Raw genomic sequence first — 20,680 nt, 5'->3', positions numbered from 1 at the left:
ACTTCCCCTCCCGAAACACCTACCCAAGGAGTCCATGTGACCTCGGTCAGCCTGGGAATGCCGTCAGCACCACCACCCGTCCTCGCCCCCCGCCGTAAGACGCGCCAGATCAAAGTGGGCTCGGTCGGAGTCGGCTCGGACTCGCCCATCAGCGTGCAGTCCATGACCACCACCCCCACCACGGACATCAACGCCACCCTGCAGCAGATCGCGGAACTCACCGCCTCCGGCTGCGACATTGTGCGCGTCGCCTGTCCGTCAGCCGACGATGCGGAGGCGCTGCCCATCATCGCGCGCAAGTCGCAGATCCCCGTCATCGCGGACATCCATTTCCAGCCCAAGTACGTCTTCGCTGCGATCGAGGCTGGGTGCGCGGCAGTGCGCGTGAACCCCGGCAACATCCGCAAGTTCGATGACCAGGTCAAGGAAATCGCCCGTGCCGCCAAGGACCACGGCACATCCATCCGCATCGGGATCAACGCGGGGTCCCTGGAACCGGGCATCCTCAAAAAATACGGTAAAGCAACCCCTGAGGCACTCGTGGAGTCCGCCGTCTGGGAAGCGTCGCTGTTCGAGGAACACGGTTTCCACGACTTCAAGATCTCCGTCAAGCACAACGACCCCGTGGTGATGGTGGCCGCCTACGAGATGCTGGCGGAGAAAGGCGACTGGCCGCTGCACCTCGGCGTCACTGAAGCCGGGCCGGCCTTCCAGGGAACCATCAAATCGGCCACGGCGTTCGGTGCGCTCCTGTCCCGCGGCATCGGCGACACCATCAGGGTGTCCCTCTCCGCCCCGCCGGTGGAGGAGATCAAGGTGGGCAACCAGATCCTCCAGTCCCTCAACCTGCGTCCCCGGAAACTCGAGATCGTCTCCTGCCCCTCCTGCGGCCGCGCCCAGGTGGATGTCTACACCCTGGCGGAACAGGTCACCGCCGGCCTGGAAGGCATGGAGATTCCGCTGCGCGTCGCCGTCATGGGCTGTGTGGTCAACGGGCCCGGTGAAGCCCGTGAAGCGGATCTGGGCGTGGCCTCCGGCAACGGCAAGGGACAGATCTTTGTGAAGGGCGAAGTCATTAAGACTGTGCCTGAGAGCCAGATTGTTGAGACACTGATCGAGGAAGCCATGCGCATTGCCGAGGAGATGGGGGAGGCCGATGGCGAAGATGCTGTCAAGGGTAGCCCCGTGGTTAGCGTCTCATAAGGAGGGCGCCGCGCCGGAGGGGATTATCCTCCGTGCCCTTTCCGGCGCGGATACCCCTGCCCTGCAGAACCTTGCCCTGCAGGACCCGGTGGCCAACGTCTTTATGCTGGCACACCTCAAAACAGTCGGCTCGGCGGCACCCACCAGCGGCGGCGCCACGGTCCTGGGCGTTTTCGACGACGGCGTCCTGCTCGGCGCGTGCTGGGCAGGGGCCAACCTTGTCCCGGTGGAGCTGGACCCCGGGTTCGCCGGGCTGGTGGCCGAAGCGGCCAGCGCCTCCGGCAGGCGCTTTGCGTCGGCCTTCGGTCCCGCAGATTCGGTCCTGGCCCTCCACACGGAGCTGGCCGAACTGGGGCACGCAGCCCACGAAGTGCGGGAAGACCAGCCGCTGATGACCATCTGCGGGCCTCCGGCAGTAGTGCCCAACGTCGATCTGGAACTGGGCCGGATGGCCGATTTCGAGCGCATCCTTCCGGCCTGTGCGGCCATGTTCGAAGAAGAGGTGGGATACTCACCGTTCCTGGGCGGCAGGGAGTTCTACAGCCGCCGCGTTGAAGGCCTGATCAGGCAGGGCCATTCCCTTGCGCATGTCAACGGCTCCGGCGAAGTGGTCTTCAAAGCCGAACTCGGAGCAGTTACCTCCGACGTCACACAAATCCAGGGGGTCTGGATGAACCCCGGCTACCGCGGCCAGGGCCTGAGCGCGGGATACATGGCGGCAGTGGTGGAGAAGGCCCAGGCCCTGGCACCGGTGACCAGCCTGTACGTCAACGGGTTTAATCTCCGGGCCCGGTCCACGTATGAACGGGTGGGTTTCCGGCAGGTCGGGACGTTCGCCACGGTCCTGTTCTAAGGCCCCGGCGGCCCGGCCGCGATGGGTGATCTTCGCTTTCGAATGGAGAAACCCCTTGTCAACGGGCCCGCCATCCCATAGGTTCGATCTAGCTGCGCTGGAGTGGGTGGCGGTCTCACCAGTCCTCACCAGTATCTAAGCGTCGACGGCCGTAGAGCCACGCCCGGATGCAATGACCAGCCGTTTACGGCCAGGGGCTTTGCATTATCCAGGCGTGGCTCTATTGCGTCCGGCCTGATGAGGCGCCCGGCCCTCCCACCGCCAAGCGGGTGACGGATTGCCGGTAGATTAGTACCCAGAAGAATTGCCCGGCTCTGCTTCCAGCAGCCATTCCCCAGAAACGGATACCGCCCGTGGTCACAAGACTGTCCCAGCTTTTCCTGCGCACACTGCGTGAAGATCCCGTCGACGCCGAGGTGGCCAGCCACCGGCTCCTGGTCCGGGCCGGCTACATTCGGCGCGCGGCGCCAGGCATCTACACCTGGCTGCCGCTCGGCCTGAGTGTGCTGCGCAAGGTTGAAGCGGTCATCCGTGAGGAAATGGCGGCCATCGGAGCCCAGGAAGTGCATTTCCCGGCCCTGTTGCCGCGGGAACCCTATGAGGCCACCAACCGCTGGACCGAATACGGCGAAGGGCTGTTCCGCCTCCAGGACCGTAAGGGTGCCGACTACCTTTTGGCGCCCACCCACGAGGAAATGTTCACCCTCCTGGTCAAGGACCTGTACTCCTCGTACAAGGACCTGCCGCTGAGCCTTTACCAGATCCAGAACAAGTACCGCGATGAAGCGCGCCCCCGCGCGGGCCTGCTGCGCGGCCGCGAGTTCATCATGAAGGACTCCTACTCCTTCGACATTGACGACGCCGGCCTGGACGCCAGCTACGCCGCGCACCGCGGAGCGTACATCCGCATCTTCGAACGGCTGGGCCTGGAAGTTGTTCCGGTCACGGCCACCGCCGGTGCCATGGGCGGTTCCAAGAGCGAGGAATTCCTGCACCCCACCGAGGTTGGCGAGGACACTTTTGTGCGCTCCGCCGGCGGCTACGCCGCCAACGTCGAAGCTGTCACCACCGTGGTACCCGCGGACATCGACTTCAGCGAAGCGCCCGCCGCCGTGGTCCTGGACACGCCGGACACCCCCACCATCGACACCCTGGTGGCTGCCGCCAACGTGATCGCCCCGCGTTCAGAGGCCGACGGCGGCGCCTGGACCGGCGCTGACACGCTCAAGAACGTCGTACTCGCTGTCACGCTGCCCACCGGCGAGCGCCAGCTCGTGGTCATCGGCCTGCCGGGCGATCGCGGCGTGGACCTCAAGCGCGTGGAAGCCAACATCGGTTCCTTCCTGCCCATCGCCGGCGAGATCGGACTGGAAGCCGCCAACGACGACGACCTCAAGAAGCAGCCGCTCATTGTCAAGGGCTACCTCGGACCGGGCCTGACCCTGGAAGACCCCCTGCTGGGCAGCGAAAGCTCAACCAAGCTCCTCTACCTGGTGGATCCCCGCGTTGTCAGCGGCACGGCCTGGATCACCGGCGCCAACGAGGCCGGCAAGCATGTGTTCGGCCTCGTGGCCGGACGCGACTTCGGCTGGGACGGCGTTATCGAATGCACCGACGTCCGCGAAGGCGATCCCGCGCCGGACGGCTCCGGCCCGCTGGAACTCGCCCGCGGCATCGAGATGGGCCACATCTTCCAGCTGGGCCGAAAGTACGCCGAGGCGCTCGAACTCAAGGTCCTGGACCAGAACGGCAAGCAGGTTGTGGTCACCATGGGCTCCTACGGCGTTGGCGTGACGCGCGCCGTGGCGGCCCTTGCCGAGTCCAACCACGACGACAAGGGCCTGACCTGGCCGCGCGCCGTCGCTCCCGCCGACGTCCATGTGGTGGCCGTGGGCCGCGGCGAGGAAATCTTCGCGGCCGCCGAGCAGTTGGCGCTGGACCTGGAAGCCGCCGGCCTGGACGTCATCTATGACGACCGCCCCAAGGTTTCCCCGGGCGTCAAGTTCGGCGACGCCGAACTGGTGGGCGTTCCCACCATCCTGGCCGTTGGCCGGGGACTGGTGGACGGCGTCGTCGAAATCAAGGACCGTCGCAGCGGCGAAGCGGAAAACGTGGCCGTGGACAAGGCGGTTGACTACGTGGTCACCGCTGTCCGCAGCTGATTTTGCGTCCTTCCAACTGATGGTTTCCGGTTTCGAGTCGATCCAGCTCACCACGATCATTTTGATTGTGGTGGCTGGATTCGCCGCCGGCTGGGTGGACGCCGTGGTGGGCGGCGGGGGGCTGCTGCAGCTGCCCGCCTTGCTGCTGGTTCCCGGAATCACGCCCGTCCAGGCCCTGGCCACCAACAAGATGGGATCGATTTTCGGGACCACCACCAGTGCGGTGACATACTACCGCCGGGTCAAACCCGACCTTCGGACAGCCATACCCATGGCGGTGATCGCACTGGCGGGCAGCTTTGGCGGCGCGCTGCTGGCGGCTACCCTGCCGGCAAGCGTCTTCAAACCGATCATTGTGGCCGCACTGATCGCCGTCGCGCTGTTCACGGCGCTGAAGCCCAGGGTCGGGGACATCACGCTGCTGCGTCACGACGGACGCAAGCATTACGTCGTGGCATGCCTGATCGGTGCCGTCATCGGTTTTTACGACGGCCTCATCGGCCCGGGCACCGGCTCCTTCCTCATCATCGCGCTGGTATCGGCGATGGGCTACGCCTTCCTTGAAGGGAGCGCCAAGGCCAAGATCGTGAACATGGCCACCAACGCCGGCGCCCTGATCTTCTTCCTGCCCCACGGCTCGCTCCTTTGGGGTGTTGGCGTGGTGCTTGGCCTGTCCAACATGGCCGGCGGCTATCTGGGGGCAAGGACTGCCGTGAAGCAGGGGAGCGGTTTTATCCGGATCGTTTTCCTGCTTGTGGTGGGCGCCCTGATCATCAAGCTCGGCATCGACGTCTGGCAGGAAAACTTCGCCTAAGCAGGGCAGCGGCTCCCTCGCAGCCCTGCAGCGCCCCGGCGTACCATGCAGGTATGTCCGCAGGCGGGGAACCCTATTCGGAGGCATTATCAGTCGCAGCCCGGCGGGCCGCCGCGTGGCTGGCGAGCCTGCCGGACCGGCCTGTCGGGCCCGCCCAAAGCGCCCACGACCTCGCGGCTGACATTAACGGCCCCCTTTCCCCGGGGGCTTGCCGGCCGCAGCGGTGGTTGAATATCTCGCGGACAAAGCCGAGCCCGGGCTGATGGCCATGCCCTCCGGGCGCTTCTTCGGCTGGGTGATCGGCGGGACATTGCCTGCAGCGCTGGCCGCCGGCTGGCTGGTGAGCGCTTGGGACCAGAACTCCGGCTTGCGCTACGCCACGCCAGCGATAGCCGCCATCGAAGAGGGGGCCAGGAGCGGCACGAGACCATTGACCTCGGCCTGCGCTACCTCGGCCTGGGCCTGCCCGTTGCGGTACCGGCAGATGACCAGGGAAGGCTGCTCCCCGCCGAGCTGGACCGGTTGTTGTCCGAAGGATCCGTGCCGTCGCTCGTCTGCCTCCAGCCCGGGAATCTTCACTCCGGCGCCTTCGACCCGTTCGAGGCGGCCATCGAGGTTGCCAGGCAGCACGGTGCCTGGGTGCACGGGGACGGGGCGTTCGGGCTGTGGGCCGCCGCCGTACCCGAACTGGCGCACCTGACCTGCGGCATGGCCCTGGCCGATTCGGGGGGGACCGACGCCCACAAGACCCTCAACGTCCCCTACGACTGCGGCATCGCGGTGGTCAGGGACACCAATGCCCTCCGCAACGCCATGGGCCTGCACACCAGCTACCTGATCCACGATGCCGAGGGCCCTGGCGACCCCTTCCAGAAAGTGCCGGAGCTGTCCCGCAGGGGCCGCGGCGTGCCCGTGTGGGCTGCCATCCGGTCGCTGGGAAGGAACGGTGTGGCCGCGCAGGTGCTCGGACTCGCCGACGCCGCCGCCGGCATCGGCAGCCGCCTGGCAGCCGTGGAGGGCATTGAGGTGCTCAACGACGGGGACTACACCCAGGTTTCGCTGGCCTTCGGGGATGATGCCACCACGCGCGCCGTGACAGCCCGCGTGATCGAGGACGGCAAGGTTTGGATGTCCGGTTCACGCTGGAAGGGCCGGGACGTCCTGCGCGTCTCGGTCAGCAACTGGAGTACAAACGCCGACGACGTCGGTACTGCGGTCGAGGCGGTCCGCTCGGCTTTTGCGGCAGTGCGAGGAGCCGTCTGAGGCCGTTCCGCCGCGTTCGGGGGCGGTACCGGGACGCCGCCGGAGACGGCCTGCGGGCAGGTCTTGCGCCGCAAATTGCCGGCTGCCAGGCCTCAGCTGCCTGACTGTCCGGGTTCGGGCAGGTCGTGTGCTGCCGGCAGGCCGTCAAGGGTCCGCCCCGCCAACGTACTGGACACCCAGAGCGACCTGGCAAGGTCACCCCGATGGCCCGGACGGGAGGCATACCAGAGGGCGTTCTCCACTTCGCGGGCCACGGCCCACTGCCGGGCAACATCAGCGTCAAGGCCGGCTGCGTCACTGAAATCCCCACACCGTTGCCTCAGCCCGCCGGCCGGATTGCTTCGCGGCAGCTCCTGCAGCCGGTTCCACAACAGCGGCGCCACAGCGAACTCGGGCTCGCCGATCATGGGCTGCGGGTCGATCGCAACGAACTCTGTGGTGTCCGGTCCGGCTGTGCCTGAGCGGACGGCAGAACGGGGCCGGGCCAGCACATTCAAGTAATGGAAATCGGTGTGCACCAGGACATCCCGGCCCGAGCGCCGGCCCACCGCACCGCGGACCTGGCAGACCTCAAGGGCGGCTTCGAGCAGCCAGCGGGGGAAGGGCCGGCCCTGTTGTTCCCAGTCGGCAGGCAGGTCATCACTCCATTGCTCGGCCCTGCCGGCAATATGGTCGAATTCCTGCCAGCCGGGCTCGTCGCCGGGCACCAGGCTCAACTTCCGCATGAGCCCGCCCCACACGGACGCCGCTTCGGGCAGGGGGACGGTCTGCAGTGAGTACCCCGGATCGAGCCTTTCCAGGAGCATGGCGCAGGTGCCGGCGTCGGAATCCAACAGCCGCACGGCGCCGGAGCCTCCCCAGAGGGAGAGCGCATGCCGCTCAGCCTTGGCTTCGTCGTGGGGAAAGGCGATCTTGAGGGCAGCCAGGGCGCCGTCCCGGCGGCGGACCGGGATCACCATGCCGCCGTGTCCATGCCAGGGGAACGCGCCCGGTTCAAGGTCCACGGCCAGCTCCCAGTGTTGCAGGCGCCCGTGCACCAGATCCGGCAGCGAGGAAAGCCAGGCCCGCCCGGCGCTGGTGCGTCCGTAGCGCACGCTGAGCGCCGGTGGAACGGCCACCTCTGTCCCGAGGCTCACATCACGCCGCTTGCCCCGAGCAGGTTGCCGATCGAGAAGGTAGCCACGAGGGCCAGCGCTCCGCCCACCACCACGCGTACTGCGGCACGCATCTTCGATCCGCCGCCGATCCAGGCACCCAAGGCCCCGGTTGCCGCGAGCGCCACCAGGACCGCCGCGAAAGTCAGCGGAATCCTGATGTCTGCAGGGGGCAGGAGGATGGCCAGCATTGGCAGGACGGCGCCCACCAGGAAGGCTACCGCCGAGGCGAAGGCGGCGTGCCAGGGACTGACGATGTCCGTCTCGTCGATGTTGAGTTCAGCGGACAGATGGGCGCCCAGGGCATCGTGGGCGGTCAGCTCCCGCGCAACGTTCAGGGCAGTTTCCTCGCTGAGCCCCTTGGACTGATAGATCGCCGCAAGTTCGGCGAGCTCCTCTTCGGGCTGTTCGAGCAGCTCGCGGCGTTCCTTTTCGATCAGCGCTTGCTGGCTGTCCTTCTGGCTGCTGACGGAGACGTATTCTCCCAGCGCCATGGAGATGGCACCGCCGACCACGCCGGCCGCGCCGGCCACCAGGATCGGACCCGTCTCGTTGGTCACGCCGGCGACACCAACCACAATGGCGGCGACCGAGACGATGCCGTCGTTGGCGCCAAGCACGCCGGCACGGAGCCAGTTAAGGCGGTGGGCTATGTCATTGTGGTGCGGCTCGTCGTCGTGCAGAGCAGCTACAGGTGCGTTGTCCATGACCTCAGCAAATCATCTCGTGCCGTTGGCTGCCAGTGTGCTGAGGCTGCGCTAAGGCGTCCCGGGGGACGGGGCGCGGCTTGTTGACGGACTCAGGCCCACCGGCGGCAGCGTGGGGAGCGCGGATTCGTCCAGCACCGTTCCGGGCACCGGTCCGGGTGAAGCACCCCACTGGGCTGCCCTCCGCACCGCCGATTCCAGCGCGGCGACGGCCCAGGCCCGTTCGGCTCCGTCGCTGAGGGCGATCAGGTCGCCGTAGGCCGGGAGCGTTCCGGCCTCCAGCGCCCCCAGCGCCGCTGCCGGATCGGCCAGGAAGGCCGCGTCCAGGGCATAGCCGGCCGGCGTGGGCGGCAGGGCGGCGCAGTGGGCAGCGGCCGCGGCTTCGGCCGTGCGGCTGAGGCCTTCATGCCGGGCGAGGAAGTCCGACGCCGGAGCCGCCGTTGCGGGGGACAGCCGGGTCAGTGCCGCCTGGTAGGCGTACACGAGTTCCAGTTCCGCGCCGGCTATCGAGGCGAAGGACGAAGCCAGGTTTGCGCCCCCGCCTGTGCCCGCCGCGGTGCAGCCGGACGTTATGGGCCCGGCGGAGGCGGCGGCAGGGGAGGAAGCGGCGGGGGGGAAGACAGCAGGGGGAGACGCAGCCGGGGAAGACTCAGCGAGGGAAGACTCAGCGGGGGAAGGCGCTGCCGGGGAAGGCACGGAGAAGGATGGCGCTGCGGTGGAAGATACTGCCGGCGAAGACGCAGCCGGCGAAGACGCTGCGGGGAAAGGCAGGGCCGGCAGGGAGGGGGCAGAGCCGGCAACGGTGCGGCCGGGAAGTGGGTCCAGTACGGCCCCGGTGGCCGCGGCGATCTCCTCCGCAGCCAGGAGTTGGGCGATGCCGGTACCGGCGAGAAGGCGGGCGATACCGCCGTCGGCCTTTCCCGCGTCGCCGAGCCGCCGGGCACCACTGGAGTGCAGGGCGACGGCGAACTCGGCGGCTGAAGGCAGGGACTGGACCGGCGCAGAAGACGGCGTATCCGGTAGGGAAGAAGCCCCGGCTGAACCTACGGGCAGGGAACTCACGGGCGGTGAACTCAGGGGCACCGAACCTGCGGGCGCCGAACTCAGGGGCACCGACGGATCGGCGGGGAGCATGTCGGCTGGCAGTTTCAAGGCCCCGGCCTGGACAGTCAGCAAAATCACAGCATGCCGTGCTGCGGCGGCAGTCGTCTCCTGGCGGGCCGCATCGGCGGCGTCTCCGACAGCCTGCGCACGCGCCCTGAGCTCCACGGCGTCCGAGAACGCTGCGGCCCTGACCTGCTCCGACAATGGCGGCGGCGCGGGGGCGTCCGGTTCGCGGGGGATCAGGACAAAACCAAGGCTCAGCACCAACACGGCGGCCAGGGCGAAAACGGCGTACCGGAAATAGCGTTTGCGCGGGCCGGATTCCGTGGTGTCGTCGTTCACAACAGACCATGTTGTCACGGCGAGGGGGCATCTTCGTGCACCACTGCGGCCGGAAAATCGCTAGTCTAGTAGTCACAACATCATCTACTGGAAGGCGGCCGGCATCGTGAGCAATGCAGAAGCCACGGCTTCATCAGACCCTACCGGATCGGGTATGGCTGACGCTGCGCCCGCCTCCAATCCGGAAGCTGCACGGCTCCGCGCCCTGCTTGAGCCCGCGGTCCAGGCCAACCGCCTCTACCTCGAAGACGTGACCATCATTCCGGGGTCGCACCGTGTGGTCCACGTGGTGGTGGACCTGCCGCAGGAGGAAACCGGCGGCGTGAACCTGGACGTTATTGCCGACATTTCCCGGGTCCTCTCGGACGTCCTGGACAACGATCCTGCGGACGACGGACGGCCCTACGACCTCGAGGTGTCCTCACCCGGCGTCGGGCGTCCCCTCACGGAACCGAGGCACTGGCACCGGGCCAAGGGCCGCATGGTCAAGGTGAACGTCATCCAGGGCGAAAACGTCACCGGCCGGGTGCAGTCCGTGGACGATGCCGGTGTGACCATCATCCCGGAGATCGCGGTCAAAAAGGGCATGAAGCCGAAGCAGGGCGAGCCCCAAAATCTTCCTTTCGACAGGATCCGTAACGGAAAAGTCGAGATCGAATTCAGCCACCTTGAAGAAGCTGGTCTGGAACCTGAGCACAATGGACCTTCTGAGGAGGCCTGATGGATATTGACATGAGCGCACTGAGGCTTCTGGAGCGTGAGCGCGAAATCCCGCTGGACCTCTTGATCCCCACCATCGAGCAGGCGCTCCTGGTGGCGTACCACAAGTCGCCCGGCGCCTTTGAGAAAGCGCGCGCCGAGCTGGACCGCAAGAGCGGTCACGTAACCATCTGGGCTGTGGAAATTGACGACGACGGCGCCCCCATTGGCGAGTTCGAGGACACCCCAGCCGGATTCGGCCGGATTGCGGCGAGCACTGCCCGCCAGATCATCCTGCAGCGCCTGCGCGACGTCGAAGACGACAACATCCTCGGTGAGTTCAAAGGCCGCGAGGGTGAACTGGTGGCCGGCCTGATCCAGCAGGGCAACAACCCGCACATGATCCAGGTCAACCTGGGCACGGTGGAGGCCCTGCTGCCGCCGCCCGAGCAGGTGCCGGGGGAGAAGTACACCCACGGCAACCGGCTCCGCGCCCTGGTCATCGATGTGCACCGCGGCACGAAGGGTCCGTCCGTCACGCTGTCCCGTTCACACCCGGGCCTCGTCCGTAAGCTCTTCGAACTGGAGGTTCCGGAGATCGCGGACCGCTCCGTGGAGATCGTCGCACTCGCCCGCGAGGCCGGTCACCGGACCAAGATTGCAGTCAAGGCCAACACCGCCGGCATCAACGCAAAGGGTGCCTGCATCGGCGAAATGGGTTCACGTGTCCGCGCCGTCATGACGGAACTCAACGACGAAAAGATCGACATCGTCGACTTCAGCGAGGACCCCGCGACGTTCATCGCCAGCGCGCTCTCCCCGTCCCGGGTGAATTCAGTCACGATCATCGACGAAGCCACCCGTTCGGCCCGGGTGGTTGTTCCGGATTACCAGCTTTCCCTGGCCATCGGCAAGGAGGGCCAGAACGCCCGCCTTGCGGCCAAGCTCACCGGCTGGCGGATCGATATTGTGTCGGACGCCGCCGCGCCCTCGCAAAGCTGAACTGTTTCCAGCGCCCCGGCCCGCCGGGACTACCCCGGCCGAGGCGCTGGTTTCGGGCAGAACGGCCCGGAGGGGCTAGAATGGACAATGACCGCGCCTAACGGCCGGTATTCGTGTGCCCTGCGTGTTTCCGTCCCGCCAACTGGCGGAGGGAGCCCGGGGCCGGCAGTTATGAACGTCAGGAAGATGCTCACCGTGGGAGAAGTGCTTCACAGCGCGAATCAGCACAGCGAGAATCAGCCGCAGCGTACCTGCATCGGATGCCGCCAGAAGGCAGCGCGGTCTGAGTTACTCCGGCTCGTCGCCGAAGGCAGCGGTTCCACCGCGGTGCTGGTAGACGAACGACGCCGGATGGCTGGCAGGGGCGCATGGCTGCACCCCAGCGAATCGTGCCTGGCCCTGGCGGTCAAACGGCGAGCATTCGGAAGGGCCCTAAACGGCGCAACCGGAGCGACCGCCGTCGAACGCCGGATCCTGGCAGGTGAGCAGGCCGCCGGCCTGCTGCAGAAGTCTGAGCCCGTGCCTCTGGCCGATGCAGCGCAAACCGTCCAACCTGAAAGCGGGTCAGAAAACTGATGGAAACCCGATGAGTTCCCAGCGATGAGTGCGCAACGATGACAACTTTGTTGCGCTCTGCAATGGGCCCTTCAGACGCAGCCGCGGCTGGGGCCCGCAGTAAGAAGTAGACGGTTCGTACCTGGCTCGGTGCGGACCGAGACAGGAGAAATGTGGCCAAGGTCCGCGTACATGAGCTTGCTAAAGAGCTCGGTATTACTTCCAAAGATGCAGTGACAAAACTGCAGGAACTGGGCGAATTCGTTCGCTCCGCCTCTTCCACCATTGAGGCCCCGGTGGTGCGGAAACTCCGCAACGCCTACCCCGACGCCGCTGCCAAGTCCGCAGCCCCGGCGGCCGCTCCCAAGGCCCCCGCCCCGTCGGCCGAATCACGTCCCGCTGCACCCGCACCGGGTCCCGCAGCTCCCAAGGCCCCGGCAGCACCCGCTGCTGCAGCGCCCGTTGCGCCCGCGCCTTCAGCGCCGGCCGCACCTGCCGCCGCAGCTCCGGCGACGCCTGCGGCACCCGCTGCCGCAGCGCCTGCCGCTAGTGCCCCGTCCACGGGCGCCAAGCCCGGTGCCCGGCCGGCACCCCGGGCCGAAACCCCCTCGGCACCCTCCCGCTCCGGCGGATCCTCCCAGGGCGGCTCCGCTCCGCGTCCCGGCGGTCCCCGTCCGGGCAACAACCCGTTCGCCACGTCGCAGGGCATGCCCCGGGGCCGCGGCGGTGACGGAGAACGCGCTCCGCGTCCGGGCAACAACCCGTTCGCTCCCTCGCAGGGCATGCCCCGCGCCGGTGGCCGACCCGACAGCGAACGTCCCGGTGGTCCGCGTCCCGCGGCTGGTGCGGGTGGACCCCGTCCCGGTGGTCCCCGTCCCGCGGCTGGTGCGGGTGGACCCCGTCCGGCCGCTGGTGCAGGCGGCCCCCGCCCGGGTGCCCCCCGTCCCGCAGGCGCCGGTGGAAACCGTCCCACTCCGGGCATGATGCCCAACCGCACTGAGCGTCCCGCACCCGCAGGTGCAGGACGTCCCGGTGGCGCCCGTGGACCCGGACGTCCGGGTGGCGCTCCAGGTACAGGCGGCGCTCCCGGTACCGGTGGCGGCGCTCCGGCCGGCGGCGGCTTCGGCAAGGGTGGCCGCGGACGCGGTGGCACCCAGGGTGCCTTCGGCAAGGGCGGCGCAGGCCGTGGCAAGCAGCGCAAGTCCAAGCGCGCCAAGCGCCAGGAACTTGAGCAGATGAGTGCCCCGTCGCTGGGTGGCGTGAGCGTACCCCGCGGCGACGGCACCACCGTAGTGCGGCTCCGCCGCGGCTCGTCCATCACGGACTTCGCCGACAAGATCGAGGCAAACCCCGCAGCACTGGTCACCGTCCTGTTCCACCTGGGCGAAATGGCCACGGCCACCCAGTCACTGGACGAGGAAACCTTCGCGCTGCTCGGCGAGGAGCTTGGCTACAAGCTCCAGGTCGTGTCGCCGGAAGACGAGGAGCGCGAGCTGCTCTCCGGATTCGACATCGACTTCGACGCCGAACTGGAAGCCGAAGGCGACGAAGACCTCGAGGCGCGTCCTCCAGTTGTCACCGTCATGGGCCACGTTGACCACGGTAAAACCCGCCTGCTCGATGCCATCCGCAAGTCCGACGTTGTGGCGGGCGAGCACGGCGGCATCACGCAGCACATTGGTGCCTACCAGGTCACGCACAACCACGAAGGCGACGATCGCAAGATCACCTTCATCGATACCCCCGGCCACGAGGCGTTCACGGCCATGCGTGCCCGTGGTGCCAAGGTCACCGACATCGCGATCCTGGTGGTCGCAGCGGACGACGGCGTGATGCCGCAGACCGTTGAGGCCCTCAACCACGCACAGGCAGCAAACGTGCCGATCGTGGTCGCGGTGAACAAGATCGACAAGGAAGGCGCCAACCCGGACAAGGTCCGCGGCCAGCTGACCGAGTACGGCCTGGTTCCCGAAGAATACGGTGGCGATACCATGTTCGTGGAGGTCTCTGCCCGCCAGAACCTCAACATCGACGAGCTGCTGGAGGCCGTCCTGCTCACCGCAGACGCCGCCCTGGACATGCGCGCCAACCCGAACAAGGACGCCCGCGGTATCGCGATCGAAGCCAACCTGGACAAGGGCCGCGGTGCAGTTGCCACCGTCCTGGTGCAGTCCGGTACGCTGCGTGTCGGTGACACGATCGTGGCAGGCACGGCCCACGGCCGCGTCCGCGCTATGTTCGACGACGACGGCAGTGCACTGACCGAGGCCGGCCCGTCCCGCCCCGTGCAGGTCCTGGGTCTGTCCAACGTGCCGCGCGCCGGCGACACCTTCTTTGTGACTGCTGACGAGCGCACCGCCCGCCAGATCGCCGAGAAGCGTGAAGCAGCCGACCGCAACGCCGCACTCGCCAAGCGCCGCAAGCGCATCAGCCTCGAAGACTTCGACCAGGCCGTGGCCGATGGCAAGATCGACACCCTCAACCTCATCCTCAAGGGTGACGTGTCCGGTGCCGTGGAAGCCCTCGAAGACGCCCTGCTCAAGATCGACGTCGGCGAAGGCGTGCAGCTGCGCGTCATCCACCGCGGTGTTGGTGCCATCACGCAGAACGACGTCAACCTGGCGACGGTCGACAGCGCCGTCATCATCGGCTTCAACGTCAAGCCTGCCGAGCGGGTTGCCGAACTGGCAGACCGCGAAGGCGTGGACATGCGCTTCTACTCCGTCATCTACGCAGCAATCGATGACATCGAAGCAGCCCTCAAGGGCATGCTCAAGCCGGAGTACGAAGAGGTCCAGCTGGGCACCGCCGAAGTCCGCGAAGTGTTCCGTTCCTCCAAGTTCGGCAACATTGCAGGCTCCATCGTCCGCTCGGGCATCATCCGACGCAACACGAAGGCCCGCATCAGCCGCGACGGCAAGATCATCGGTGACAACCTCACCGTTGAGACGCTCAAGCGCTTCAAGGACGACGCCACTGAGGTCCGCACGGACTTCGAGTGTGGTATCGGTCTTGGTTCGTACAACGACATCAACGAAGGTGACATCATCGAGACCTTCGAGATGCGCGAAAAGCCGCGCGTCTAAGTTGGTTCTAGCTTGACGGGTCGGGGGCGTCGGATTTTTCCGGCGGCCCCGCCCCTACGCTGGGCGGCACTGGATCTGCGATCCTGTGCCGCCCAGCTCCGGCAGGCCCGATGCCACTCCCGGGCCGCCGGCAAAATCCGACGCGGGTCCGTCGTAGACTCGCCTTAGGTGCGTGGCAATTACCCAACCCTGTGTACGTAAGTGCCACCGCGCCGTCGTACATCCCAAATTTTTAGGAGTGGAAATGGCTGATCCCGCACGGGCTGCCAAGTTGGCGCAGCGGATCAAGGTTGTTGTGGCGGAGGCTCTTGGCCGGAAGGTTAAGGATCCCCGGCTGGAGGGCATCACGGTTACTGATGCCCGGGTGACCAATGATCTGCAGCATGCCACCATCTACTACACCGTTTTTGGTGACCAGGCCGTTCAGGCGGATGCCGCCAAGGGGCTGGAGAAAGCCAAGGGTGTGCTCCGCCAGGAGGTGGGCCGGAACGTCACCGTCCGGCTGACCCCCACCCTGGAATTTGTGGCCGACCAGATCCCCGTGGTTGCCTCCAACCTTGAGGAACTCCTTCGGGAGGCCAAGAGGCGCGATGCCGAAGTGGCCGCCCTGGCCGAGAACGCCAAGCACGCCGGCGACGCCGACCCCTACAAGAGCGATACTCCCGCCGATGTGGAGATCGACGAAGACGACTTCGACGAAGAGGACCTTGACCTCACCGACGACGAAGAACTCGACGAAGACGGCAACAAGTAAAGTCTGAGCACTCTACGCATCGACAGGAAGCCCGGCCCGCAGTTGCGGTCCGGGCTTCCTTGGTCTGTGGGGCGTTTGCACCCCGCATGATCTACCTGATGCTGGCCTTAATCACCGTTCCAGCCGGCGCCCCCGGACCGAAACCGGCCGTTGCGTACAGGGTATCCCCGCTCAGTTCCACAGCAGCCGGGCCATTGACCGCCAGGAACTGTGACTGCTCACGGTCCCGTGCGTCGATCCTGACGATCTCGTTGCCGAACATGGAGGCAGCATAGACGTCCCCGTTGTCGGCCACCGCGATGCCGGTGGGGCTCAGGATGTCATCGGCCCACAGGCGCGTGGCGCCCGTCCAGGGATTGACCTTGAAGATGGCACCACGGGCTCCGAAGGACGGATCCTCGGGACCGCCCGGAAGCGACGAGACATACAGCCAGCCGTCGGGGCCGATCTCCACATCCGTCGGCACAGATTCAAAGGCGTACTCGTGGCCCGCTACGCAGGCAGGCACCTCGGCTGTTCCGCCGGCCATATCAATCGGAATCCTGGTGCCTGCCGGAATGACGGCAGGCCTGGCCGGCAGGACCGCTACCGTCGAAATGTCGCCGGTGGCCGTATCGACTGCCAGGATGGCGTTCGCTCCCGCATCCGCGACGTACAGTGTGTCACCCTCAACCGCAGTGGCATAGGGGTGGGAGTCAACGATGCCCTCATACCGGCCTGGCGGGAAAGCGGGCCACGCCTTCAGACACTCGTCCGAGACCTCGGCACCGAAGCCGTACTGTTGGTCGCCGTCCGGGTTATTGGCGCGTTCGTAGCTGGCAAGGTCAGCAATCGTCTGGACATCGCCCCGCCGGTCAATGGATTTCACATAGCCGTGGAGCGCGTCCGGGTGACCTCCGCCGGCCCCCATGCTCTCCAGGAAATATGTGGTTCCGCCACGGGTTTGAACGCCGGCAACATCCCAGCCAACGTGGGTGTAGAGGTTCGCGAGTTGGCCGTCGTCCTTTACACGGTCAAGGCGGCCGGCAAAATTCTGCGTGACAAGGACAGAATCGTTCCTGTCGACTGCGAGGCTCAATGGGGCGAGCAACCCCGTGGCGAGGGTCTCCGGCTCTGGGGGCGAACCAGCCGCGGCCGGCCCGATGGAAATGATTAACGCCGCCGCGGCCAGGCACGCGGCAAGGGGAAACTTCTTCTTCATTGCATCCTCCGGGTTGAGGCGCGCCACCCCGCAGAGGGGCGGGGCAATGAGACCAAAGTTAATGTGGACTTATAGAACCCCCGGCCGCCAGAGTAGTCCTCCGCAGCGGGCAGGGTCGACTGAATTTCCCCCTTCCATGCCCCTTACTTTGCCCGCCGGGCGCCTGGTCATGGCTAGGATCGAGCTATGACCCAGGCGAGCGCGAACCACAATGCCACCCCGTACCTCCAGCAGGCCATTGAGCTGGCCATCCGGAACGTTGAAGGGGGTGGCGGTCCGTTCGGTGCGTTGGTGGTAACCCCGGACGGCGGCATCCACGAGGGCGTCAACCGGGTCACCCGCGACAATGACCCCACCGCGCATGCCGAAGTGGTTGCCATCCGCACCGCAGCCACTGCCACCGCCAACTTCGATCTCAGCGGCGCAGTGCTCTATACGAGTTGCGAGCCGTGCCCGCTCTGCCTCTCGGCCGCACTCTGGGCACGGATCGACCGGGTGTACTTCGCCGCCGACCGCCACGGCGCGGCGGCCGCCGGCTTCGACGATGCCCTCTTCTACGACTATTTTGCGGGCACCCGGCCAGAACTCATGCCGGTGGCACACGAGGCGATTCCGACGTCGGACGCCCCCTTTGATGCGTGGCGCGCCAATGCGCAGCGCACGGAATACTGAATCCGGAGGCACCCGTGGAACCTGCACTGATCATCTGTCCGAACTGCGGCAAAACCAACCGGGTCCCCGCCGCCGCCTCCGGCCGTCCGCGCTGCGGAAACTGCAAGCAGGGACTGCCGTGGATCACCGCCGCCGGCGACGACGACTTTTCCGTCATCGCGGAGCAGTCACCGGTCCCGGTGCTCGTGGACTTCTGGGCCGCCTGGTGCGGACCCTGCCGCATGGTGAGCCCCGTCCTGGACAAGCTGGCAACTGAGCGGGCCGGGAGCATCAAGCTCGTCAAAGTCGATGTTGACAGGGCCCCGCGGCTCTCCAACCGGTTCGACGTCCAGGCCATTCCCACGTTGATGGTTATGGCAGGGGGCAAAGTGCTGGCCAAACAGGCAGGGGCAGCCCCGGCGACAGCCCTGCGCTCCTGGCTCGATTCGGCGCTGGCCGGCCAGTCCTGACCAGCCGCCGGAGCGCTGACGGGGCTTCGTGATGCTAACTGCGCTGCGCTAGTTTGCTAACTGCGGTGTGCTCTTCCGCCAACTGCGCTTAGCTATTTTCGCTCCGGCAGCGGGCCCAGGCCTTCCACGAGCTGCCGCCGGTTGCCGCACAGCGCGATCCGCACCCAGCCTTCACCGATGGACCCAAAGGCCGTGCCCGGCGCCAGAGCCACGCCGGAGTCAGCAAGGAACCTGTGCGTCCACGTGCGGACGTCACCGCCGCTGGCATGGGAGACGTCGGCCCACAGATAAAACGCTCCCTGGGCATTCAAGTAGCGGATGCCCTTTGACGCCAGCACGGCGGAGGCAGCGTCCCTGTTGGCGCGGTAATGCGCATGGGCGCCCATGACGTAGTCCTGGGGTCCGGTCAGGGCGGCCAAAGCTGCGTACTGCGACGGCGACGCAACGCAGGAGACAATCGCCTCCATCACATTGTTCATGGTCCGCTCCAGGCCCGGCGGACAGATCAGCGCGCCGATTCTCAGGCCGGTCAGCCCGTAGGTCTTGGACAGGGTCAGGGAGGTGAAGACCCGTGCCTCACCGGGGACGTCGCTGTCGAACCGTGCCGGGCTGACATGCGGCACATCGTAGGTGAACGCTTCGTAGCACTCGTCGGAAATGATCCACAGGTCGTGCCGGCGCGCCAGCTCCACGAGTTGCCGGGTCAGATCCTCGCCAAGTACTGCGCCGAGAGGGTTGGACGGCGAGTTCAGGATCAGGACGCGGGTCCGGTCGGTGATGAGTGCTTCAAGATCCTCGACCCGGGGCTGGAAGTCCTGGTCCGGATACAGCGGGTAGCCCACCGGAAAGGCGCTCAGCAGGCGGCAGGTCATGGCGAACGTGGGATAGCCCGGATTGGGGATCAGCACCTCATCGCCGGGGGAGAGGAGGAGGCTCAAGGCAAAGTGCAGGCCCTGCTGGGCGCCGTCCACCACGTAGGCGCGCTCGGCACCGAGGCTCGTGTTCAGGCCCGCCCGTTCACTGAACCTGGCCGCGAACGCCTCGCGGAGTTCCGGAATGCCGGCGTTGGGTGTGTAGTTGGTCTCGTCCCGGTCCAGGCAGGCAATGCCGGCCTCCAGGACATGGCGGGGGACCGGGAAGCCCGGTTCGCCGATGCTGAGGACGATTGCACCGGGAGTCCGCCAGGCAGCCTCGGTGATCTCGCGGATCTGGTTGACGGGGACGTCGCGGGCGTGCAGGGCAAGCTCAGGCATGCCTGCCATCCTAACCGGCGCTTCCCGTGGCCAGAGGCCGATTCCCGCGCCGATATACTGGGGAGCGTGCTTTCTGGACTGGTGATAGTGGACAAACCGCAGGGATGGACCAGCCATGATGTGGTTGGTCGGATGCGGCGTATCGCCGGAACCAGGAAAGTGGGCCATGCCGGGACCCTGGACCCCATGGCAACAGGCGTCCTGGTGGTGGGCATCAACAAGGCAACGCGCCTGCTCACCTACATTGTGGGCACGTCCAAAACCTATACGGCCACGATCCGGCTGGGCGAGTCCACCATCACCGACGACGCCGAAGGTGACGTCATCGCCGCAGTCAGCGCCGCCGCCGTCGCCGATGAAGCAGTTTACGACGGCGTCGCAGCCCTCACGGGCAACATCCAGCAGGTGCCCAGCAGCGTCAGCGCCATTAAAGTCAACGGCGAACGCGCCTACGCCCGGGTCCGCTCCGGCGAAGAAGTGAAGCTCGCCGCCCGCCCGGTGACTATCCACCGCTTTGACGTCCACGGCCTGCGGCGGGAGCGGGGCGGCGACGTTATCGACATCGACGTCACCGTCGAGTGCTCGTCCGGCACGTACATTCGTGCACTCGCCCGCGATCTCGGCGACGGACTGGGAGTCGGCGGCCACCTCACTGCTCTCCGCCGGACCCATGTTGGGCCCTATTCACTCGACCAGGCCCGCACCCTGGAGCAGTTGGCCGACGAACTGACCATCCTGGAAATGTCACAGGCTGCCCGGGCACTGATGCCCAACCGCGACCTGACTGCTGAGGAAACCACCGAGATCTCCTTCGGCCGCCGGATCGCTGCCGGGGCGCCTGCAGGAAGTCCCGAAGCTGCCACGGCCGAACACCCCGCGGCTGCCTTTGCCCCCGATGGGAGCCTGGTAGCGCTGCTGGCAGATGCCGGCAACTTCGCCAAACCGGTACTGGTGTTCGCCCCCGGCACCGGTTCGTCCGCCAACGGCTCGTCGGCCAACGGTTCGTCGGCCACCGCTTCAGGCCCGGACGCCTAGGAATGGACGCTTTTTTCTACATCATTCTTGTGGTGGGCCTGCTCTCCACCGGGATCTGCCTGGTGGCCGGCCTCCTCAAAAAGGCCCCCAACGACACCACTATCCTCTCCGTGGCCGCGGTGGAACTGGCGCTCATCGTTTATCTGGTGGGTTCGGTCATCAGGGTGATCGCGGGCGAACCGATCGCCGGAGAGGCCTGGGAGTTCTGGGGCTACCTTGCCACAGCAATGCTCCTGCCGCCGGCCGCGATCTACTGGTCCATCCTCGAACGGACCCTTTGGAGCAACTTTGTCCTGGCCGCCGTCGGTGTCACCGCGCTGGTGATGGCCGCCCGCATGAACCAGATCTGGTACTGACATGGAAGAAGCCCGC

General features: G+C 66.6%; 18 protein-coding genes and 1 pseudogene. 14 read left to right on the top strand and 5 right to left on the bottom strand.

Annotated features, from left to right (window positions below):
* Positions 1–36: 36 nt before the first annotated feature.
* From ispG to NQJ30_RS09185, 5 genes and pseudogenes are all read left to right on the top strand, one after another.
* Positions 37–1,203 (top strand): flavodoxin-dependent (E)-4-hydroxy-3-methylbut-2-enyl-diphosphate synthase, encoded by a 1,167-nt coding sequence (ispG, locus tag NQJ30_RS09205; RefSeq protein WP_255769607.1) that lies wholly within the window; start codon positions 37–39, stop codon positions 1,201–1,203.
* Entirely contained in the window at positions 1,166–2,056 is an 891-nt protein-coding gene (locus NQJ30_RS09200; RefSeq protein ID WP_255769702.1) for a GNAT family N-acetyltransferase, read from the top strand. The genes ispG and NQJ30_RS09200 overlap by 38 nt, the downstream gene beginning before the upstream one ends.
* A 353-nt stretch (positions 2,057–2,409) precedes the next feature.
* The gene (locus tag NQJ30_RS09195; protein ID WP_255769606.1) at positions 2,410–4,218 is read left to right on the top strand and encodes a proline--tRNA ligase; all 1,809 of its coding nucleotides are present in this window, start codon (positions 2,410–2,412) and stop codon (positions 4,216–4,218) included.
* 19 nt (positions 4,219–4,237) lie between these two features.
* On the top strand, positions 4,238–5,032 hold the full coding sequence (locus NQJ30_RS09190; protein ID WP_255769701.1) for a sulfite exporter TauE/SafE family protein: 795 nt from the start codon (positions 4,238–4,240) through the stop codon (positions 5,030–5,032).
* Positions 5,033–5,085: 53 nt separating this feature from the next.
* Positions 5,086–6,295, top strand: a pseudogene (locus NQJ30_RS09185) (pyridoxal phosphate-dependent decarboxylase family protein).
* Positions 6,296–6,387: 92 nt separating this feature from the next.
* On the opposite strand, the gene NQJ30_RS09180 reads toward NQJ30_RS09185, so the two are convergent.
* Genes NQJ30_RS09180 through NQJ30_RS09170 form a run of 3 tightly spaced genes read right to left on the bottom strand, consistent with a single transcriptional unit; the run spans position 6,388 to position 9,620 of the window.
* Entirely contained in the window at positions 6,388–7,431 is a 1,044-nt protein-coding gene (locus tag NQJ30_RS09180) for an aminoglycoside phosphotransferase family protein (protein WP_255769605.1), read from the bottom strand.
* Positions 7,428–8,156, bottom strand: a complete 729-nt coding sequence (locus tag NQJ30_RS09175; RefSeq protein WP_255769604.1) for a VIT1/CCC1 transporter family protein — start codon at positions 8,154–8,156, stop codon at positions 7,428–7,430. The genes NQJ30_RS09180 and NQJ30_RS09175 overlap by 4 nt, the downstream gene beginning before the upstream one ends.
* Positions 8,157–8,207: 51 nt before the next feature.
* Complete coding sequence (locus tag NQJ30_RS09170; RefSeq protein ID WP_255769603.1) at positions 8,208–9,620, bottom strand: DUF4439 domain-containing protein; 1,413 nt, start codon at positions 9,618–9,620, stop codon at positions 8,208–8,210.
* An 88-nt stretch (positions 9,621–9,708) separates the two neighbouring features.
* On the opposite strand from NQJ30_RS09170, the gene rimP reads away from it, so the two are divergent.
* The 5 genes from rimP (at position 9,709) to rbfA (ending at position 15,698) form a co-directional block, all read left to right on the top strand.
* Complete coding sequence (gene rimP / locus NQJ30_RS09165; protein WP_255769602.1) at positions 9,709–10,323, top strand: ribosome maturation factor RimP; 615 nt, start codon at positions 9,709–9,711, stop codon at positions 10,321–10,323.
* On the top strand, positions 10,323–11,303 hold the full coding sequence (nusA, locus tag NQJ30_RS09160; protein ID WP_255769600.1) for a transcription termination factor NusA: 981 nt from the start codon (positions 10,323–10,325) through the stop codon (positions 11,301–11,303). Before rimP ends, nusA begins: the two co-directional genes overlap by 1 nt.
* Before the next feature lie 171 nt (positions 11,304–11,474).
* Entirely contained in the window at positions 11,475–11,879 is a 405-nt protein-coding gene (locus tag NQJ30_RS09155; protein ID WP_255769598.1) for a YlxR family protein, read from the top strand.
* 152 nt (positions 11,880–12,031) lie between these two features.
* A complete protein-coding gene (infB, locus tag NQJ30_RS09150) occupies positions 12,032–14,944 on the top strand; it encodes a translation initiation factor IF-2 (protein ID WP_255769596.1) in 2,913 nt (970 codons plus the stop codon).
* Positions 14,945–15,188: 244 nt separating this feature from the next.
* Positions 15,189–15,698: a 30S ribosome-binding factor RbfA gene (gene rbfA, locus NQJ30_RS09145; RefSeq protein WP_255769595.1), complete on the top strand. Its 510-nt coding sequence runs from the start codon at positions 15,189–15,191 to the stop codon at positions 15,696–15,698.
* Between the two features lie 91 nt (positions 15,699–15,789).
* Here the strand turns inward: rbfA and NQJ30_RS09140 are convergent, their stop codons facing one another.
* A complete protein-coding gene (locus NQJ30_RS09140) occupies positions 15,790–16,899 on the bottom strand; it encodes a ScyD/ScyE family protein (RefSeq protein WP_255769593.1) in 1,110 nt (369 codons plus the stop codon).
* Between the two features lie 186 nt (positions 16,900–17,085).
* Between NQJ30_RS09140 and NQJ30_RS09135 the strand changes: the two genes are divergently transcribed.
* The gene (locus tag NQJ30_RS09135; RefSeq protein WP_255769591.1) at positions 17,086–17,571 is read left to right on the top strand and encodes a nucleoside deaminase; all 486 of its coding nucleotides are present in this window, start codon (positions 17,086–17,088) and stop codon (positions 17,569–17,571) included.
* A 14-nt stretch (positions 17,572–17,585) separates the two neighbouring features.
* Entirely contained in the window at positions 17,586–18,020 is a 435-nt protein-coding gene (trxA, locus tag NQJ30_RS09130; RefSeq protein WP_255769589.1) for a thioredoxin, read from the top strand.
* A gap of 92 nt (positions 18,021–18,112) precedes the next feature.
* Here the strand turns inward: trxA and NQJ30_RS09125 are convergent, their stop codons facing one another.
* Positions 18,113–19,273, bottom strand: a complete 1,161-nt coding sequence (locus NQJ30_RS09125; RefSeq protein WP_255769588.1) for a pyridoxal phosphate-dependent aminotransferase — start codon at positions 19,271–19,273, stop codon at positions 18,113–18,115.
* Between the two features lie 66 nt (positions 19,274–19,339).
* On the opposite strand from NQJ30_RS09125, the gene truB reads away from it, so the two are divergent.
* Together truB and NQJ30_RS09115 are read left to right on the top strand one after the other, a co-directional pair.
* Positions 19,340–20,308, top strand: coding sequence for a tRNA pseudouridine(55) synthase TruB (truB, locus tag NQJ30_RS09120; protein WP_255769586.1), 969 nt, complete (start codon positions 19,340–19,342; stop codon positions 20,306–20,308).
* Positions 20,309–20,310: 2 nt separating this feature from the next.
* Complete coding sequence (locus tag NQJ30_RS09115; RefSeq protein WP_255769584.1) at positions 20,311–20,664, top strand: hypothetical protein; 354 nt, start codon at positions 20,311–20,313, stop codon at positions 20,662–20,664.
* Positions 20,665–20,680: the final 16 nt, after the last annotated feature.

It is taken from the genome of Pseudarthrobacter sulfonivorans (assembly GCF_024391045.1).
Lineage (GTDB): Bacteria > Actinomycetota > Actinomycetes > Actinomycetales > Micrococcaceae > Arthrobacter > Arthrobacter sulfonivorans_B.
Note: the sequence above shows the minus strand (reverse complement) of the source record. Positions and strands in the feature narration are given on the sequence as shown.

What these genes read in the sequence shown, in the direction of transcription:
- NQJ30_RS09200 (WP_255769702.1), top strand. Translation starts at nt 1,166, where the DNA reads ATGCTGTCAAGGGTAGCCCCGTGGTTAGCGTCTCATAAGGAGGGCGCC.
- NQJ30_RS09190 (WP_255769701.1), top strand. Translation starts at nt 4,238, where the DNA reads ATGGTTTCCGGTTTCGAGTCGATCCAGCTCACCACGATCATTTTGATT.
- NQJ30_RS09175 (WP_255769604.1), bottom strand. Translation starts at nt 8,156, where the DNA reads ATGGACAACGCACCTGTAGCTGCTCTGCACGACGACGAGCCGCACCAC.
- nusA (WP_255769600.1), top strand. Translation starts at nt 10,323, where the DNA reads ATGGATATTGACATGAGCGCACTGAGGCTTCTGGAGCGTGAGCGCGAA.
- NQJ30_RS09155 (WP_255769598.1), top strand. Translation starts at nt 11,475, where the DNA reads ATGAACGTCAGGAAGATGCTCACCGTGGGAGAAGTGCTTCACAGCGCG.
- rbfA (WP_255769595.1), top strand. Translation starts at nt 15,189, where the DNA reads ATGGCTGATCCCGCACGGGCTGCCAAGTTGGCGCAGCGGATCAAGGTT.
- NQJ30_RS09140 (WP_255769593.1), bottom strand. Translation starts at nt 16,899, where the DNA reads ATGAAGAAGAAGTTTCCCCTTGCCGCGTGCCTGGCCGCGGCGGCGTTA.
- NQJ30_RS09135 (WP_255769591.1), top strand. Translation starts at nt 17,086, where the DNA reads ATGACCCAGGCGAGCGCGAACCACAATGCCACCCCGTACCTCCAGCAG.
- NQJ30_RS09125 (WP_255769588.1), bottom strand. Translation starts at nt 19,273, where the DNA reads ATGCCTGAGCTTGCCCTGCACGCCCGCGACGTCCCCGTCAACCAGATC.
- NQJ30_RS09115 (WP_255769584.1), top strand. Translation starts at nt 20,311, where the DNA reads ATGGACGCTTTTTTCTACATCATTCTTGTGGTGGGCCTGCTCTCCACC.